Here is a 17,959-nt window from a genome sequence, read left to right as displayed (position 1 = left end):
GCGGCGATGCTAAGTCACGCTTGCTCGTAGGTCAGTCGGCGTGTAGCCGAAGCGCGATCGGAACGCCGAATTGAATGCGCTGAGCGAGCCGAATCCGGAGGCGAACGCGATGTGGCTGACCGTGTGTCGCCGCCAAGATGGATGGCGGAGCCGAGCGGCGGCGCGTTCGAGGCGCTCGGCGCGGATCAACTCGGCAGGCGTGGTGCCTGCTCGGTGCAGCGCCAACTGGAGCGATCGGAGTGACCACCCGAGTAGGTCAGCAAGTGCCGCGGGATCGAAGTTGACATTGTCGGCGTGCTGACGAGCGACAACCCTGGCCTGAGAGGTCAGGTCAACGTCGCCGTGGTATCCGGAAACCAGCATGGCCGCGGACTCGCACGCTTGCACGAAAGACGCGGCGTTCAGGTGCCCGCGCTGCTCAGCCACCACGCGCAACATCGCATCCAACACTGCTCCACAGCCCCGACCGAGCTCCCACACCGCCGGATCCGAGGGCGGCGTTCCCTGCCAGAGCCGACGCGGAACCGAGAGAACCAGCGCTTCCGCTGGCCGTTGGTGCTCGATATGAAACCCCGCGCTCATGGAAACCGCCGCCGCGGCCACTCCCGGATTCAACCGCCGGTCCGCGCTCGGCCCGGAGATCTTCAGACTTCCTGACAGTGGGAGCAGCAACCGGATGCTGTCGTCATTGTCCAAGTCAGCCGCGCGGGGCGGCCGCACGTAGCACACGGGGTCGGACCAGAACTCTACAAGTCCGATATCCCCGCAGCGCTGTACCCGGGTGCCACCGACAAAAGTGTCCGACGCCCCGAACGCGCAATCGACCCTTCCCTGGGTGGAGGCAACATGGCGGCTCCATGCGTCGGGCTGCTCACGCGGAGCAACGCTGCGGGTGTCCTCCCCGCCGGTGAGGTACTTCGCCGTCGCCATCCGACCGCCGCCTCCTTTTGCGCGGATCCGGCAGCACCGTGCGCGTTCACGCAAGCCCAGCCCACCGTGATGTTACTAACCTCGCCCTGTGATCGCGATCTGTCCAGTCGCGAGTCAACGGAAGGTGTTCGTGCAATTGTTGATTCAGGAAGGCGCTCGACAGGTACGAGTCCAAATTCCGCTGTCCAAATACAGTTCGGACGTCGATGAGCACCCAGTTCGATCCAAATAGCGACTATCCCGAGATCAGCGTGTTGTTGGTCGACGGCCAAGAACTGGTCCGCTCGGGTCTACGACACATACTGCAACGTGCAGACGGATTCAACATCGTCGGTGAAGCCAGCGACGGTGGCGAAGTGCTGGCCACCGCGGCCAACTGCCGACCCGACATCGTCCTCATGGACATCCGGATGCGCCATATCAGCGGAATCGAAGCCACCCGACAACTCACCGCAACCAACGGCCCACCGGTTTTGGCCCTCAGCACGTCCGACGATGACGAACTCCTGACCGGGGTCTTACACGCAGGGGCCGCGGGATTCATACTCAAACATTCCTCGGCCGAGGAACTGATCCGGGCAGTACGCACCGTCGCGCGGGGCGGCGCATACCTCGATCCGGCGATGACCGACCGCGTTCTGCGGACGTACCGACGCGCCCCTGCTCCTGCTGTCGCCCACGCGCCACCGGAGCAGTTGACCGCGCGCGAGCGCGACGTCCTGACCCTGCTGGCACGCGGCCTCACCAATGCTGAAATCGCCGACACACTCAGCATTTCGAGCACCACGGTAAAGAGTCACATCGGCCGCATCTTCGTCAAGCTCGATCTACGTGACCGGCAAGCCGCCATCGTCTACGCCTACGACCACGGCATCGTGACCACCGCCTACCACCAAACACTCGCAGCCAGCAGATGCTGACCACTCACGTCACGGGACGAGCTCACGCAACTGCGAAGCATCGCGGTCAGTATCGGACGCGAAAGCACCTCGCTTTTCGGCAGTTACGAGTTGAAAGCCTGCAGGCGTGGTGTGGTCGATCACGGTCAAGTTGGCACCGTCAAGCCATTCAAGAATGTCTTTGGGATCGAACGACCGGGTGTTGAACACTTCTTCTTGCCGGTGCTGGAAGTAGCGTTGCAGCTGGCGAGATGCGGGTTGCAGCGTGGCTAGCGTGAACGTCCCACCGGGGCGGATACAGCGGCCGATTTCTTGGATGACTTTCTTGGGGTCCGGCATGATCTGCAGGGCAGCCGAGCAATTCGCAGCTCCGAGGGAATCGTCCATGAAGGGAAGCCGCAGCGCACTGGCTCGTACAGCCAGCACACCCGGTAGATCACGGCTGATCGCCGTCAGCATGGCCGGGCTCATGTCGAGGCCGATGATGCGTTCGTAGCCGAACTGGTCCGCGAAGACCCTCGTCCAACGTCCCGCACCGCATGCGATGTCGAGTATCGGTCCGTCGGCGGGATCGGCGTGAGTTCGTAGGTATTGGCGTTCGTCTTCGGGTGTTAGTGCGGGTTGCCAGTTGGTGGCAGCGACCCGCAAGAACGCGGGTCTCGTGAGATCTTCGTAGCGGATTACCTGCAGCGGGTCTTGAAGGAGCAACGGCCCCAGCCCCGCCGTGGTGGGCAGCCGCAGCTCCGGCACCAGATCGAGATACCCGTCTTGCCATAGGAAAGACGTGCTGCACTCGCCGCAACGTGCCATGTCTCCCTCACCGGAGAGCGGACCCGCACATCGAGTGCACGTGAAAACCTGTGCGTGCCTATGGAATAGATCGAGAGACATCAGATCGTCCTAACGGTGAACGGTTGTAGAATTCGGGACCGGACTCGCAGTACGGGGGTCGTCACGAAGTGCCACCGATTGCATGCTCTGCCTGAGCGCCGAGATAAGCAAGTATCGCTTTGGTCTCCAGATCCCAAACCTGTGCTGCTTCATCGTCATTCAGGTCGAGGGACTGTCGCCAGGAAGCGTCGATGAGATTCTCCTCCGCTGTGAGCTCCCAGATCGCCGGCGTCGGCCAACTGTGGCCGATGAGCGCGAAAGTCTCGTCCTGGCTGAAATCGGGGATGGTCAGGCAGCGATCAATTCTGGCCCTGTCGTCGTTCGTCATGGGGATCATTTCGAGGCCGACTTCGATTTTGGTGCGGTTCTCTGGAAAGTGAGCCAGCAGATAGATCAGCGCGAGTTTGAGCGAATCATCATGGCGGGCACGCGAGGCCAGTGAAAGATAGAGGTCGAGTCGCGAACCAATCTGGTGGTGAACATCCCTCGCAATGTCGGGGTTGTCAGAAGTTGCCTCAACCAGCACGCCGAGCACCAACAGCAGCTTCGGGTGAAGCCACGATGCGTCCTGTTTCAGCAGTGTGCACAGAACGGGAACCGCGGCAACAGCAGTGGGAAAGACCTCACCATCTGACCAGATCTCATCGATCACGCGATCCACGAGTTCCGTACTCCTCAGCCGATCGTCTGTGGCGACATGGGATTGGAGATCTTCGACCAGTTCATGGAGCTCGCGGGCCGCTCCGACCAACTCATCCACGCCAGCCAATGCGGGGTGGTCAACCATGGTAAAAACCTCCGTTGCGACCGGCGCGACCAAGCGCGTCGGATTCCAATGGGACTCTTAGTGCTTTCGCTGAGGCCTCACTCAGCCACAGATACGGGCCATCGGCGGTGTAGGCGAAGCTGCTGCCGTGTGGATCGCCGCCCAGACCGATCAACTGTTTCACCATGCGATCGGCCTCTCTTTTTGTCACGTGCAGGCAGACCGGAAACGCTGCCGGCAGTTTGCCCTTGTAGAACCCATTCATCGCCCTCGCCTCCGTTGTTGTCATCGATTGCCCCGCGCACCAACATCAATGGCTGCCTCGGCAGCGCGCAGTTCACCGGTTGCCTGTTCTGCGCGCATCGAGTCGCGGAGAAATTCGACAGCGAGCTCGCTTGTGTTGTCCAGGTAATGGATCGCCGTGGCCAGGCGTAGCCCGCGGTAGAGCAGTGAAGGGTCCCGGTCAGCGGCGATCCATTCCGCGGAATCGGTCGTGGTCCGACCGCGGATGATCAGCGCGGGTCGTTCCCGGTCAAGCCACGTTACGAGTCTGGGCCAAGTCAGCAACAGGTCATGACTGAGGTAGGCCTGCCCCTCGTCGACGGTGATGATCTTCGCATCGACGAGTTTGTCCAGAGCTTGCGGTCCGTGCACTTTTCCGTCGGTCAGGCACCGCAGCTCGCGGTAGGGGATCCGGCGGCGCGCATCATCGGTATACGCGTGCGCGCCCACCAAAGCCAACAGGATCTGTTTGGTGACCGTTCGTTCCTGTGGTCCAAGCTTTTCCCACACCGCTTCTGCGGCATCATGAATCACTCCGACCACGCCCCCGATTCTGCGGTAACTTGCCACGGTCAGGCGCGATCCCGTGCATCGACGTCGTAGCGAGGCGAGCGTGCGTGACAGGATTGAAATCTCTGCCGGCTCATGGTCGGGCTTGCGTCCGGCAAGCGCGGCCAGCACGACATCGATGAGGCCGGTCTCGACTTGTGTGCCATCGCCGTGCGCGAGCTCCGCCGCTGCCCGTAGTTCGGCGAGACCCATCGGTTCGAGCCGGTATCGACGACGTTCAACCGCCTCTACCAGCTCGGGTAGCTCGGCACACGCCGCAACGTCGCTTGAGCGACAGCTGATCAAGACCACGGCAGTACGGGCGAGCCGCTGCACCATCGTCAGGAATGACTCACGCATACCGGAATCCACACCGTGGCAGAAGATTCGCTCAAACTGATCGATGATCACCAAACGCGGATTTCCACCGTGCGCGCCGCCGTTGGTGGCGGTCTCACGCGCGCAGCCATCGACGAAATCCCGGCGGTCGAGAACATCATCGAAACAAGACATCGGCTCGGCGCCGACCACCAGGATCCGCACTGTCCACGGTTGCGGATGCGACTCCAGGAGGGGAACCAGACCCGCCTGCAGCAGCGATGTTTTACCGACCGCGCTGGCACCGGTCAAGGCGACGATCCGTGGTCCGGAGCGATCGGTTGCAGTCTCAGCCACCATCCGGGCCAGATCGGCAATCGCCTTCTCCCGGCCGACAAATGCCGTTGCACACTGGTCCCAACGCGCCGATTTGCCATCCCGGAAACAACCAACCGAGCCGGCTGCTCGGGTCGGTCGCCCCGGCTGCGCCCGCTCCCACAACCGCTTCCACGACGGCAGGCTGACCAATTCGAGCCGTGCGGGCTCCCCTCGACGCCGAACTCTGTCGATGAGAACCAGCAGCACCGGCAGCACTGCCTCGAACCGAGAGGGAACGTTGCGTCCCGCTTTCCAATCACTGATCCGCTGGGGCGACACGAACACCGGGCGCTCGGGACTCCGGTCACCCGCGTTCATCTTGAGCGACTGCGCACGCTGACGCGCCGCCTTCGACAGCGCCCGCAACGGCGGACTACCACCTCTGACGTACAGCGCGTCGAACCGCACTGCAAACTCGCGACGAGGCGGCATCGGGCTCGTCAGACCAGCCGACTCACCAGTAGCGACAGCGTTCCCGTTCATCCCGATACCTGCCAGATCCACTGATCACTCCGAACGTCATCCGGCGACCGCACTTGCCTTCCGCGCCATCTCGTCGATGCGGCGGGATGCGTAGCGCGCAGTCTCCGTGGACCACGCCACATTGCCGGTCGTCCAGCACGCACACGTATCGAGTATTGCGATCACGGCCTGACGCTCACTAGCCGTCAACTGCGGGATGAGCTGCGAGTGAATGCGACCTTCGACCTCGTGCAAGAGAGCGACCTGCTCCTGCACACGTTGGCTGACCCGCTCGGCTGCCTGATCCACTGTGATGCCGTCCTGGTCCCGCAGAACTGCGACGTAGTTGCACAGGTCACCCAGGCTGAGTTCCTTTGGGGCAGAGTAGAGATCATTGCTCCACGCGACGATGTTGGTGGCCGCTTCCCGAGCCACCCGGATGTACGGATGCACCACCAGCGACTCCGGCAGCGGGTAACCAGACGCGAACTCGCCGATATCGAGTGACACGTATACCGCACTCGAGATCACCCGGTGAGCGCGGTAAGACACCTCGTCCAGAGCGCATCTCGGCGCATTGATGAGCGCTTGGCTGCGATAGGAGTTGACATACTCGACCATGTCATTTGCGAGACGCCGGCACCAGCCGGCCGGCATTCCCTGCGTGGTCCGTGTCCATAGATCTTCCATGGCAAGGAAATACGGGCGGAGCTCAGCACTCGGGGCTGCAGCGGGGATGTCGGTGTAGACCGAATTGATGGTTTGCGCAGTCATTGTCGCGAACCTTTGATCACAACCGTCTTCAGTGTCGTCGAGAATATCGTCGAACGCGAAGAACCATCCCATCCAATCCGCCATGAGGTCGAGCCTGTCGCCGCTTGCGTATGGATAGGTCCAGGCGGCCAACCGGTGCAGCAGGACGGAATCGAACTTGTCGCCACCGGGGCCGTCGCCGACCATGCCGATATTGCGCGACCAGGCCTTCAGATGAGCCCCTGCCATGTCCACATCAGGGCTGATTCTGGCTTTGCCATCAAGGCCGAGCTTGGGAAACTGAAGCGTGTTCACTGAACTGGTCCTTTCCGTTCGTGTTGACGGGCAACTGTTTTGCCGATTTGGCGGCCAATTCGAGAATGTTCACCACATTTCTTCCGCCGAAATCGAAGGAAGGTTCGTCCGTGCCGCAGGCGGCAATTCAGCTTCCGCGGCCACAGGCCACGTGAGCGGGCTGCCGAGCTTGGTGAGGATCGCCAGTTGTTCCACACACCATGGAGAGATGGGTGTGAGCGCATTCGGGGCGGTCACCGCACAGAATTCATCCCACTCCAGCCAGCGGACCTCTGAAACCTCGCGGGGGTTGAGGCTGGGCGAGGTATCGACGGTCGCTCGATAGACCGGGCACAGTTCGTACTCGACGGTGCCGTCGGGCATGACTGCGCGATATCTGAATGTGGGCAACACGAGGGCGATTTCGGCGTTTCGGAATCCGAGTTCGTCGAGCAACCGCCGGCGAATCGCGATCGGGATCGGCTCTCCGGGCGCGGGATGACCGCAGCAGCTGTTGGTCCACACTCCCGGCCAGGTCGTCTTCTCTGTAGCGCGCCGTGTGGCCAGGAAGCGTCCGTCCTGCCCAAACACGTAGCAAGAGAACGCAAGATGCAGCGGCGTGCGGTCTGTGTGGATTCCTGCTTTCGGAGCGGTTCCGATGGCATTGCCGAGTTCGTCGAGGAGGACAACATGCTCATCGATAGACGTCGCCAGCCCACCGCCGCCCGCCGCCATCATCGATCCCGCCGGACCGCGACTCCGGTCAACGCGCGAAGCTCCGCGGAGGCAATGCCGGCGGGAAGTGCCTGCAGCGCGGACTGCGCGCGCAGCGCTGCCTGCTCCGAAGCCCAGTCGAGCCCGCCGCAGGCCGCCACCAATTGCGTGGCTCGTGCCACCTCGGCGGTGGTCATCGGCGCATCCGATCGGTACAGCTCACTGAGTTCGGTGGCCCCCGGACAACCTGACTCCAACGCGGCGACCACGGGCAGCGACCGTTTGCGCCGGATCAGGTCATTGCCGACCGGCTTACCAGTCACCGCCGGATCGCCGACGATTCCCAGCACGTCGTCGGCGAACTGGAATGCCGCACCGAGCTCCAGGCCGAATCTGCCGAACGCAGTGACGGTCGCGTCGTCGGCTTCGGCACACAGCGCGCCGAGTGCGCACGCACAACCCATGAGAGAACCGGTCTTGCCCATCACCATGTGCATGTACTCCTCGACCTCCACGGCTGAGCGGGTCTCGAACACGCAGTCCTCGTACTGCCCCCGGCACAATTCGAGGGTGGCCGCCTCAAGACGCCCCACCGCTTCAAGAACCGATGTCGTCGGCAGGTCCAGCAGCATCCGAACCGTCATCGCGTGCAACGCATCCCCCAACACGAGGGCCGCATCCCTGCCCCACACCCGCCACACTGTCGCTCGGCCGTGCCGCATTTCGTCGGCGTCCATCACATCGTCGTGAACGAGGGTGAAGTTGTGCTGCATCTCGATCGCGGCTGCAGCTGACACCGCTGCCATCTCGGTACCCCCACACGCGGCACTCGCTCCGATCACGAGCGCAGCGCGAATCCCTTTGCCGGATCGCGCGCGTATCGGACGACCTGTCGTGTCCCACCAACCGAAGTGATAGCCCGCCATGAGACGCAGCGATTCCGGCAACTGCTCGACCGCACTTCGCAATACCGGGTCACAAAGCGCACGCGCCTTCGCGAGAATTTCGGCAGGTTTGGGCTCCCCTGTCACTGGACGCGAAGCAGTGACGGTCACCGGTCGCCACTTCGATCTCGCAGCGGCCAACGGCGTGCCGTCGGCCGATCAAACGCAGCGTTCCGAGGATCCAACGGGTTTGTCGCGCAACGGATTCGATCGCATACAGGCCCCAGGTCCCGCGCCGGCCTCCGGATGGTCATAACTGATGAGAATAGGAACCGACTTGGCGTTCGCGGATCCTCCCCGAGACCGCAATCTCCCTCCTCCTGAGGGATGACCAGGGTCCTCCGCGAGCACGAAGCGCGCATCAGAACGTACGGAAACCCTTTGGGTCCTTCAGAATCGGTGCAGCGGTTTCGGCGTGCTCAGACAGCCAGTGTTCGGCGCACCCTGACACCAGGCCGCCACCGCATTACCCGAGGCCACTGGCCGACGAAAACGGCGCGCCACAATGGGCGCGCCGAATCGGGAAACTGATTCTGATCAGCTCTGCTTGGGCACCTCGATGACACCGGTGGGGGCGTCGTCCTCCACTGCGCGCTGATGGCGTGCCGTCGGCTCGTCGTAATTCGCCACCGGAGCAGGCTCGGCCTGGCCGTTGCTGTGGCTGTTGAGCTCCTCCAGGATCGCGGCCTGCGCCTGCGGCGGCAGCGTGTGCAGGATCTCGCGCACGCGAGCGCGGCGCCGGCCCACACCCTTGCGTTCTGGCATACCCGGGGTGGCGGTCAGCTGCGGCGGGACGCCTTCGATCTCCTCCACGCCACCGTCGTGCTGACCGGCATCGAGCATGGCCTGCTCGGCGGCCGCGGTCGCCTCGTCCTTCTCCTCGGACATGCCGATGGGACCGATACGCCGACCGTTGAGGAACTGCCTGACGACGGGTTCCTCACTGGTCAACAGCACCTCGCGAGGCCCGAACATGACGAGCTTCTTGCGGAACAACATGCCGATGTTGTCCGGCACCGTCCTGGCGATGTTGATGTTGTGCGTGACGATCAGAACCGTGGCATCGATCTGCGCATTGATGTCGATCAGCAGCTGGCTCAGATAGGCGGTACGGACCGGGTCCAGACCGGAGTCCGGCTCGTCGCACAGGATGATCTCCGGGTCGAGCACGAGGGCGCGAGCCAGGCCGGCGCGCTTGCGCATACCGCCGGAGATCTCGCCGGGGAACTTGTGTCCGTCATTGGGCATACCGACCAGGGACAGCTTCTCCATGACGATCTCACGGATCTGGCTCTCGCTCTTCTTGGTGTGCTCCCGCAGCGGGAAAGCCGTGTTGTCATAGATGCTCATCGAGCCGAACAGCGCGCCGTCCTGGAACAGCACCCCGAACAGCGTGCGGATCTCGTAAAGCTCCTTGGCCGAGCATTCGAGAATGTCGGTGCCGTCGATCACGATGGAGCCGCGCTCTGGGCGCAGCAGGCCGATCAGGGACTTCAAGAACACCGATTTACCGGTACCGGACGGGCCCAGCAGCACGCTGACCTCGCCTGCGGGGACGGACATCGTCACGTCTTCCCAGATCTTGGACGATCCAAAAGACTTGCTCAGCCCCGTCACGTCGATTTGGACGCCCATTCAGATTTCCTTCCACCTACAGCTCACAGCGCCACCTGCTACCGCCTGTGGCATGAGTCACCATAGCGCACCGCGGACCACGGGATCACCGTTGTCCCGATGTACCGGATTTGCAGTCCATTCTGCAGCAAAGAGCCCCCGGATCCGAGGATCCGGGGGCTCTTTTTGTGCAGTCGCGAACTACTTGACGGTGACCGAAGCGCCGGCAGCCTCGAGCTTGCCCTTGGCCTCCTCGGCGGCTTCCTTGGTGACCTTCTCCAGCAGCGGCTTGGGAGCGCTGTCGACCAGGTCCTTGGCTTCCTTCAGACCCAGGCCGGAGACGATCTCGCGGACGACCTTGATGACGCCGATCTTCTTCTCGCCGGCACCCTCGAGGATGACGTCGAACTCCGACTGCTCTTCGGCAGCCTCGGCGGGCGCACCGGCGGGGCCGGCGGCGGCGACCGCGACCGGAGCGGCAGCGGTGACCTCGAAGGTCTCCTCGAACTGCTTCACGAACTCAGAGAGCTCCAGCAGGGTCATTTCCTTGAACGCGTCGAGCAATTCTTCGGTGGACAGCTTGGCCATGTTTATGGTCCTTCCTGATTTTTCTACGGATTTGTGGGTTGGTTTGAGCAGCAGAGTGCGGTTGAAACGAAGCGGCTGCTACGCGGCTTCCTCGGCGGCCTTCTTCTCCTGCAGAGCGGCGGCCAGCCGGGCGACCTGAGAAGCGGGGGCGTTGAACAGGCCGGCGGCCTTGGACAGGTTGCCCTTCATGGCGCCTGCCAGCTTGGCCAGCAGCACCTCGCGCGACTCCAGGTCGGCGATCTTCTCGACTTCGGACACGGACAGCGCCTTGCCGTCCATGTAGCCGCCCTTGATGACGAGCGACTTGTTGTCCTTGGCGAACTTCTTGATCGCCTTGGCGGCGTCGACGGGCTCGCCCTTGACGAACGCGATCGCCGTGGGACCGGCGAACAGCTCGTCGAGACCTTCAATGCCGGCATCTGATGCAGCACGCTTCACCAGAGTGTTCTTGGCGACGGTGTACGTGGCGGAGTCGCCGAGAGAACGACGCAGCTCAGCCAGGTTTGCCACTGTCAGCCCGCGGTACTCGGTGACGACGGTGGCCGTCGACTCCTTGAACTGCTCGGCAATGTCGGCAACCGCCGTGGCCTTGTCAGCCTTGGCCATGCATGCCTCCTTGTGGTGGGTTTCGTGTGCTCCACCGCTTGAAAGGCCTGGAAATGACGAACGCCCCGACGCAGACAGGTCGGGGCGCAGATATACCCAGTACAGAACTGGTCTAGCCTCGTCCTCCTGCGTGGGCCGCCGGGTCTCTGATGAGCCGCTTGCGCGAGGAACAACAGACAAATCCGGACCTTCAACCGATTGCCGAGCCACTTGCTCTTCGCGCAAGCGCTCATCGGTGACCTACGGTCTTCGGTGGAACTCGACCAGAGTAGCCGAACACCCACCGATCAGCCAAAACGGTCCCCTCGTTTCGGCGACCGTGCGGGTCTGTTGCCCGCCGCGCCGCATTTTCTCATCGGTTTGCGCACAGTCGCGCCCCGTCAGCGTGCGCCGGCGACCACCAGCAGCACGAACGCCGCCCCCAACAACGCCACCCGCACCCAGTGCAGCCGGTCCCAGCGTCGGGCCAGCTCATGGAATTGGTCGGGATCCCCGTCGCCATCTCCGAACCCCGCCGCGACGCGGTTGTTGATCGGCACCAGCGTGGTGACGGACAGCAGCATTACCAGCCCCATCAGCACCGCCGCCGTGATGAGCAACGGCCCTGGGCTCCACGCCGCGACGGCGATCAACAGCGCGGTCGCCCCCAGGTACCAGAACGGCATCACCGTTCCGAGGATCCCTGCACCGGTGCCGCGGGCCTGCCAGTAGGCGGCGTCGGGCAGTCGCCGCGGGATCGGGTTGGTGAAAGCGGCAACGCCGAACTCGACGCCGAGAAGCGGGCCGGTGACGATCACCGCAAGAATCTGAACGATGTCTTCCATGCCATCCAGGCTGGTGACTATGCTGACAAAAAACAAGGTACTGACAAATTTGGCAGTGACACGCGAGGAGGCCGGCATGGCGGTGTCGAAGAAGGAGGTCGGCGAGTGCCCGATCGACGCGACGCTCTCCGTTATCGACGGCCGATGGAAGGGCACCCTCCTGTGGCGGCTGGCCGACGGCCCCATGCGCACCGCGGAACTGCGCCGCAGCATCCCCGACATCACCGAACGCATGCTCATCCGGCATCTGCACGACCTAGTCGACGCGGGAATCATCGACCGGCACGACGCGGGCACGGTACCGCCGTGCGTGCACTATTCGATCTCGGAATACGGCATGACGCTGGCGCCGGTTCTGCAAAGCCTGTGTGACTGGGGCCGCGCCCACATGGAGCGCACCCGCCATCAGCGGATGAGGGCGGCCGCACCGACCAGGCCGGCGTCGCCACCCAGTTCGGCGGGCACCACCCGGATTCCCCGCAGAAAGTCTAGTCCGGCGTAAGTCGCCAGCGCCTCGTGCAGCGGGTCGAACAACAGCGGCCCGGATTTGGCCACCCCGCCGCCGATCACGACCAGGTCCAGATCACACACCGCGCCCACCGAGGCGATCATCGCGGCCACCGCGGTAGCGCCCCGTCGAAACGCCTTGAGCGCCAACTGGTCCCCCGCTGTAGCCGCATCGGCCAGCTCTTTGGCGTCAGCCTCGGGCGGTGCGTCCCAGCCCTGTTCGCGAGCCCACCGCGTCATGTTGGGTCCCGACGCGATGGTCTCCACGCAGCCGTGTCCGCCGCAGGTGCACAGGGCACCGCCGTCGGGCGCGACGATGACGTGCCCCACGTGACCGGCGTTGCCCGTGCGGCCGTCATAGGGTGCGCCGTCGAGCACCAACCCCCCGCCGACTCCGGTGGACACCACCATGCCGAGCAGGAACTGAGCACCCCGGCCTGCGCCGCGCCAGTGTTCCCCCAATGCCATGCACAGACCGTCACCGCCCAGCCGCACCGGCAGCCCGGTCGCTGCGGATACCCGCTCCACGATCGGAAAGCGTTGCCACTCTGGGATGTTGATCGGGCTGATGGTTCCGCTCGGCAGGTCGATCGGACCGGCCGACGCGACACCGACACCGCCGGCGGTCCCGTCAGCCGCCTGCAAGGTCTCGGTGAGCAGTTGGTCGACGACGGCCCACACCGTCTCGGCGTCCCCGTCAGGGGTGGGCAGCTTGGCCTGATGTACGAGCACGCCGTCGGAGTCCACCAGGCCGACCGCGATCTTGGTGCCACCGATGTCGAGGGCGAGGGTCAGAGTCATGCGCGCCTATTCAGTGCTTGTGAGTGTTGTCCGGCTGTCGCGGATCGCCCGGATGTTCGTATCCGGGCGCAAGTTCGACGAGGGCCGCACAGCGCGCGTCGAGCCACAGCCGGAACGCGCGTCTGCGGGCGGAGCCGAGCAGGTGCTCGACGATCCGGGCGCGAACCTCATCGAGGGTGGGCGCGACCGGCCGGCCGAACCAACCCTGCTGGCCCGCACCGGGTTTGGCGGCAAAGCGCAGAGGATTGCGCAGATGGTAAGCGACGACGTCCTCCTCGTCCACCTCGATAGTCGCGGTGACCTCGGTGTAGACCGCTCGGGCCAGCGGCTCGGCCAGTGCCGAAGCCGCGACGCTGCCGATTTCCAGCCGTGCCGTGGTATCCGGCAACACCTCGTCCTCGGTTGGGGCGTTGGTGGGGGTCACTCCACGCGCGGCGGCTTCCGCGGCGACCACCCGTTCGGCCACCACCAACTGGGTGAGCCAGCGCCGCAACTGACGTCCTTCGCTGGTACCGGGTCGCGGCAACGCCGACGCCAGGTTGGTGGCCCGCAACCTGGCCTCCCGGTCGTCGATCTCTGTGATCGAAACCGGGCGTCCCGCAACCGTCGCCGCGATGTTCATCGCACCGTCACCTTCACCGCGGGCGAGTAGATCAGCCGACCGGCGCAGCCGACCCGGATCAGCGCCCACCATTCGCCGGGTTCGACCCACACGGGCGGAGCAATGTCGAAAACGATCTCGCGCGAACCACCCGCGGGCAGGTCCACGCCCACGGCCGAGGGGCCCATCCACTCCCAGGTTCCCCACGGGCTGATCAGATGGGCTTCTGCGCTCAACCCCGCGCGGGCGTCGGTACCGACGGTCACCGAGAGCGTTGCGCGGTCACCGGCTTTGACTTCGACCGGCGCGGGTTCGCCCATCAGTTTGAGGACCTGTCCGGATGGTTCGCCGAGCGTGATGATGCAGACGTCTTCGACGCTCTGGCGCCAGGACGGCGGCAGCGCCACGGAGTCGCCCCCCGTCACTGCGAGTTCGGCACGCACCGGATAGAGCCCAGGTTCGGCGCCCGCGGGAATCTTCAGCGTCACTTCGGTTTCCAGATGTTCGTCGGGCGGCAGCACGAAGGGAAGTTCGTCGGGCTGCGCTTCCCAGCCTGACGGCACCGCTAGCCGCACCTTGCCGTGCAGCGGGGCGTCGGTGCAGTCACTGGCCGCGGTGAGGCGCAGAGTAGCGTCTGAATCAGGCTCGGCAGTAACGTTTTCCGGGTGGAGGTGGGCCACCGCCGGCAGCCCGCCCAATGGCGCGGGGCCGCGGTTGTGCAGCCAATAGCGGGCATACAGCGGCTGGGCGGCCTCCGCCTCGGGCGCCAGTAGGCGGTGGTCGGCACGCAATACCTTCGGCAGGTTCAGCCGGGTGGACACCGTGGCGATCTGGAATCCGTGCAGGCTCAGTGAATCCGACTCCGCCTGCTGGGCCGCCGGCTCCTCCAGCAGGTTCAGCTCGGCCGCCGCTGCTACCGTCCGCAGCCCGGACGTGATCTTCACATCCGTTGCGTTGCCGGTGATTTCCACCAACCGCGCCGTCACTCCATCAGCCGGGTCGACACCACGCACGCTGCCCGAAGCCAGCGGATTGCCCGTCGCTTTCAACGCGCCCAGTTGCACGGTACCGGCCGGCTCGATCTCCAACAGCGCTCCCCACGGCGGCAGTCCACCGGCGGTGGCCTGCTCGACGGGCACGGCGAGCAGCGGCCGGTTGAATTCGGCGGCGCGGGCCGCGACACCGACCGCCCGCCAGTCCCCGTCGCCTGCGACGAGCGCATAGTCGAATGTGTGTGTCCAGTGCTGTAGTTGGAAGTTGGAGCCGTCGGGTGCGGTGCGCCGCGGCGGGTCGATCCAGGTACCTGAGGGCCAGCCGGTGCAGGATCGCAGGAGGGAGGTGTGCAGGGTGCCGTCGGGATCGACGGCGAAACTGGGTACACCCCGGTTGAGCACGGCGACGGTGTGGGGCTCGAACGGCTCCGATCCTGCCGGTGCCCGCTGCGTGACGACGATCTCGGCGTCGGCCAGGTCATCGATCACCGCGCTGAGATCACCGGCGAGGATCAGCACCGGCAGGGCACGCACCGCACGCAGATCGGCGTCGGGTACCCACTGTTCGGCCAGCGGCGCAGTGGCCGGGACCCACACCCGGGCGGAACCGGTCTTATCGAGCTGCCGTTTGAGTTCGTCGGAATAGGCGGCGCCTGCCTCTTCGAGAACCGCTGCGGTGAACGAGTTCTCGTCCGGGCCGCCGAGCGCGAACCTGGTGTCGGGCAGGTTGGAGTCGACGGTGAGGTCGCCGTAGCGGGGCTTGTCCGCGCTGCTGCACGTGGCCGTCACCCCGGCCCGCACCAACGCGACCATCAGCGCACGCGTCGCCGAATCCGCGCGAGATTCGGACGTGATCGCCGGTCTGATCACCTCGGCCACCGAAACCGCCCGTACTGCATCGGCTCCCACGCGAATACGCGCCGCCGAAGACAGCCCGAACCAGCCGTAGGCGGGATTGTCCAGCGTCCAGGGGTGCTGCGCCGCGTCTACAGCCGATGCGGCTTTCGCCTGATCGTTCCTCGCGTGCGCGGTGTCATGCAGGAGTCCGAAGCCGCGTCCGATGACCGCGTCACCGACCTCGCTGACCGGGAGCGCCCCGGGCACCGGGCAGGGCCAGCGCAACCGCAGAAGCCGGTCCTCCCCGACGAACTCGTCGATCACCGTGCGGCAGTCGACCCGGTCGAGGCCGTCCCACAGCGTGATGGTCTGGGTGTAGCGCAGCAGCTCGCCGATCCGGCCATGCACGATCACCCGCTGCCCCAGGGCACTGCGGTAGCACGACACCTCGTCGGCCGGCAGGGCCGACGAGCACACCACCGGCCCCTTGGGCAGTAGGTGCCATGGGCCTTCCCCGGCCTCGGGGTGCGCCGAGTACTCGTCGTACACCGCAAGTTCGTTGCCCACCGCGCCGTCGGCGATGAGTTCGCGACCGTCACGCACCAACGAGCTCACCGCACCGCCGCGCGTAGCGTCGACGCGCAGCCGGTAACGATCGTTGGCAATGCTGTCCCCGGGCACAAGTTCCCAACCAGACGCCTCACCGGTGCTGAACCGATACGAGCGCCAGCCCAGCGACGGCACGTCGCGTGCCAGCCAGCTCACGGTCGCGCCGCCGTGCTCGACCAGCACGGGGACCCCAACACCGTCACTGTCGACCACCGCACCGGTGAACGGCTCGTCGAGGTGTACGGTGACGATGTCAGTGCGGTTGTGCGCCAATGCGTTCCATACAACAACCGGACCGAACCCCGGGTCGCTACGTTCCTTCCCGCCGAACCCACCGACCGCCTCCGACAACACCGCAAGCGCATTGTCGCGGGCCGTGGTGCCCAGCTCCCAGGCGTCGCGCCAGCCGGTCAGCAGATCGAGGTAGACCTGGTCGGATTCCGAACCGGTGATGGCGTCGTGATGGGCTCCGTAGGCCAATTGCACCCACGCCTTGGCCAGTGCCGCCTGCGGGTAATCGGCCCCGCCGAGCAGGCCGGCGAACACCGCGAACCGTTCGGCGTCCAACACGGCGTCCTCTGCCGCCCGGTTGGCCTGCTTGGTGTCGATATAAGAGACGTCCTTGCCGGTGTAGATCGGGTTCATGTCCCGCGTCTGCGGTGACGGCGCGATCCCCCGCTCGTCGAGTTCGGCGCGTACCGCGCCGAAGAACTCACTGGGCAACGCGCACACGAACTTCGGCCAGGCGTACCGGGCGTTCCAATCGCGATGGATCTGGGTGACCCACTTGTTCGGCGGCGTGTAATCGGTACCGACCGGCAGCAGCACATTGCGGGTCAGCGCCACCCGCTTCAATTTCGTGAACAGAGAATAGGTGGCGTCCTCTGCCTCGCCCAGCGAGGCCGACGAATCCATCCACCACCCCGCCGAATAATGCGCGGGCATGTAGTGGGTGAGTAGGCCGCGGCCCGACGGCGCGATCCACTCGAACTCGCTGGAGAATTGCATGCGTTCGGGGTCGCCGTCGTTCTGCATCGGGCCCCACTGGTGATGCGGGCCGCGCGCCCACGAACTGGAGGTGAGGCCCACGTCGGCGGCCATGCCCGGAAATTGCGGGTCGTGGCCGAACACGTCGAGCTGCCATGCCGTCGCCGGGTCGGCGCCCAGTACGTCACGCTGAAAACCCATGCCGTGCACGAAGTTCCGGATGGCGGTTTCCGGGCTCGTAAGGTTGGTGTTGGGCTCGTTGTAGGCACCGCCCATGATCTCGACGCGGCCGTCGGCGATGAATCGGCGTAGGTCGTCGCGATCCTCCGGGTGGGCGTCCCAGTACGGCTTGAGGTAGTCCACCTCGGCCAGCACGAACTTGTAAACCGGTTCCCGGCGGGCCATTTCGAGATGCGCGTGCACCAGGTCGAAGCTGTGGGTCTGCCGGCACTGACCGGGCGGGTCCTCGGTCCACACGCTGGTGTAGGCGGCCTGGGTGTTCCACCACACCGGGTCGTAGTGGAAGTGGCTGATCATGTACATCGTCCAGCCGGGTTCGGCGACGGTGAACTCGAAATCCATCTCCCCGGCTCGCGCGCGCCGAACTTCGCCAGGTACGGGCGCCTCGACCACCACCGGCACCTCGACGACGCCGTCCCCGGGCGAGACCGGCGCCTCCCCGGACAACCCGTCACCGTCGACCCGCATCGTCGTCGGTGCGGCGCAACCGGTGTAGGTCACCCGGACCAACTGCCGGGGCTCATCGGCAGGTCCGGCGAACAACTCCGTCGTCTCGGCTGATGTGACCTGCAC

17 protein-coding genes are annotated in these 17,959 nt (G+C 64.9%); 2 read left to right on the top strand and 15 right to left on the bottom strand.

Features of this window, described 5'->3' with window-relative positions:
* Positions 1-9: 9 nt before the first annotated feature.
* Positions 10-930, bottom strand: a complete 921-nt coding sequence (locus tag ABQF30_RS01935) for an AraC family transcriptional regulator (protein WP_448460613.1) — start codon at positions 928-930, stop codon at positions 10-12.
* 206 nt (positions 931-1,136) lie between these two features.
* On the opposite strand from ABQF30_RS01935, the gene ABQF30_RS01930 reads away from it, so the two are divergent.
* Complete coding sequence (locus tag ABQF30_RS01930; protein WP_448460611.1) at positions 1,137-1,850, top strand: response regulator transcription factor; 714 nt, start codon at positions 1,137-1,139, stop codon at positions 1,848-1,850.
* Between the two features lie 9 nt (positions 1,851-1,859).
* Here the strand turns inward: ABQF30_RS01930 and ABQF30_RS01925 are convergent, their stop codons facing one another.
* The 11 genes from ABQF30_RS01925 to ABQF30_RS01875 all read right to left on the bottom strand — a co-directional run bounded on the left by ABQF30_RS01925 (position 1,860) and on the right by ABQF30_RS01875 (position 11,812).
* Positions 1,860-2,639 carry a class I SAM-dependent methyltransferase gene (locus ABQF30_RS01925; RefSeq protein WP_448460609.1) on the bottom strand — a complete coding sequence of 260 codons (780 nt, stop codon included), beginning with the start codon at positions 2,637-2,639 and terminating at the stop codon, positions 1,860-1,862.
* Between the two features lie 142 nt (positions 2,640-2,781).
* The gene (locus ABQF30_RS01920) at positions 2,782-3,507 is read right to left on the bottom strand and encodes a hypothetical protein (RefSeq protein ID WP_448460608.1); all 726 of its coding nucleotides are present in this window, start codon (positions 3,505-3,507) and stop codon (positions 2,782-2,784) included.
* A complete protein-coding gene (locus tag ABQF30_RS01915; protein ID WP_448460606.1) occupies positions 3,500-3,775 on the bottom strand; it encodes a hypothetical protein in 276 nt (91 codons plus the stop codon). Before ABQF30_RS01915 ends, ABQF30_RS01920 begins: the two co-directional genes overlap by 8 nt.
* Positions 3,772-5,445 carry an ATP-binding protein gene (locus tag ABQF30_RS01910; RefSeq protein WP_448460604.1) on the bottom strand — a complete coding sequence of 558 codons (1,674 nt, stop codon included), beginning with the start codon at positions 5,443-5,445 and terminating at the stop codon, positions 3,772-3,774. Before ABQF30_RS01910 ends, ABQF30_RS01915 begins: the two co-directional genes overlap by 4 nt.
* An 87-nt stretch (positions 5,446-5,532) precedes the next feature.
* Complete coding sequence (locus tag ABQF30_RS01905) at positions 5,533-6,543, bottom strand: terpene synthase family protein (protein ID WP_448460602.1); 1,011 nt, start codon at positions 6,541-6,543, stop codon at positions 5,533-5,535.
* Between the two features lie 69 nt (positions 6,544-6,612).
* Positions 6,613-7,257 (bottom strand): isopentenyl-diphosphate Delta-isomerase, encoded by a 645-nt coding sequence (gene idi / locus ABQF30_RS01900; protein WP_448460600.1) that lies wholly within the window; start codon positions 7,255-7,257, stop codon positions 6,613-6,615.
* Positions 7,257-8,162, bottom strand: coding sequence for a polyprenyl synthetase family protein (locus tag ABQF30_RS01895; RefSeq protein ID WP_448463362.1), 906 nt, complete (start codon positions 8,160-8,162; stop codon positions 7,257-7,259). Before ABQF30_RS01895 ends, idi begins: the two co-directional genes overlap by 1 nt.
* Before the next feature lie 555 nt (positions 8,163-8,717).
* Positions 8,718-9,815, bottom strand: coding sequence for an ABC transporter ATP-binding protein (locus ABQF30_RS01890; RefSeq protein ID WP_448460598.1), 1,098 nt, complete (start codon positions 9,813-9,815; stop codon positions 8,718-8,720).
* 180 nt (positions 9,816-9,995) lie between these two features.
* Positions 9,996-10,382, bottom strand: coding sequence for a 50S ribosomal protein L7/L12 (rplL, locus tag ABQF30_RS01885; RefSeq protein WP_448460596.1), 387 nt, complete (start codon positions 10,380-10,382; stop codon positions 9,996-9,998).
* A gap of 78 nt (positions 10,383-10,460) precedes the next feature.
* Entirely contained in the window at positions 10,461-10,988 is a 528-nt protein-coding gene (rplJ, locus tag ABQF30_RS01880) for a 50S ribosomal protein L10 (RefSeq protein ID WP_448460595.1), read from the bottom strand.
* 380 nt (positions 10,989-11,368) lie between these two features.
* The gene (locus tag ABQF30_RS01875; RefSeq protein ID WP_448460593.1) at positions 11,369-11,812 is read right to left on the bottom strand and encodes an anthrone oxygenase family protein; all 444 of its coding nucleotides are present in this window, start codon (positions 11,810-11,812) and stop codon (positions 11,369-11,371) included.
* Between the two features lie 55 nt (positions 11,813-11,867).
* On the opposite strand from ABQF30_RS01875, the gene ABQF30_RS01870 reads away from it, so the two are divergent.
* A complete protein-coding gene (locus tag ABQF30_RS01870) occupies positions 11,868-12,314 on the top strand; it encodes a winged helix-turn-helix transcriptional regulator (RefSeq protein ID WP_448463360.1) in 447 nt (148 codons plus the stop codon).
* On the opposite strand, the gene ABQF30_RS01865 is transcribed toward ABQF30_RS01870, so the two are convergent.
* The 3 genes from ABQF30_RS01865 to ABQF30_RS01855 are packed head-to-tail and all read right to left on the bottom strand — an operon-like array spanning position 12,218 to position 17,959.
* Positions 12,218-13,120 (bottom strand): ROK family protein, encoded by a 903-nt coding sequence (locus ABQF30_RS01865; RefSeq protein WP_448460591.1) that lies wholly within the window; start codon positions 13,118-13,120, stop codon positions 12,218-12,220. The two genes, ABQF30_RS01870 and ABQF30_RS01865, sit on opposite strands and share 97 nt — an antisense overlap.
* A gap of 10 nt (positions 13,121-13,130) precedes the next feature.
* Positions 13,131-13,742: a DUF7158 domain-containing protein gene (locus tag ABQF30_RS01860; RefSeq protein ID WP_448460590.1), complete on the bottom strand. Its 612-nt coding sequence runs from the start codon at positions 13,740-13,742 to the stop codon at positions 13,131-13,133.
* The gene (locus ABQF30_RS01855) at positions 13,739-17,959 is read right to left on the bottom strand and encodes a glycoside hydrolase family 38 N-terminal domain-containing protein (RefSeq protein ID WP_448460589.1); all 4,221 of its coding nucleotides are present in this window, start codon (positions 17,957-17,959) and stop codon (positions 13,739-13,741) included. Before ABQF30_RS01855 ends, ABQF30_RS01860 begins: the two co-directional genes overlap by 4 nt.

It is taken from the genome of Mycolicibacterium sp. XJ870, from assembly GCF_053483975.1.
This window is presented reverse-complemented; position numbering and strand designations above follow the sequence as displayed.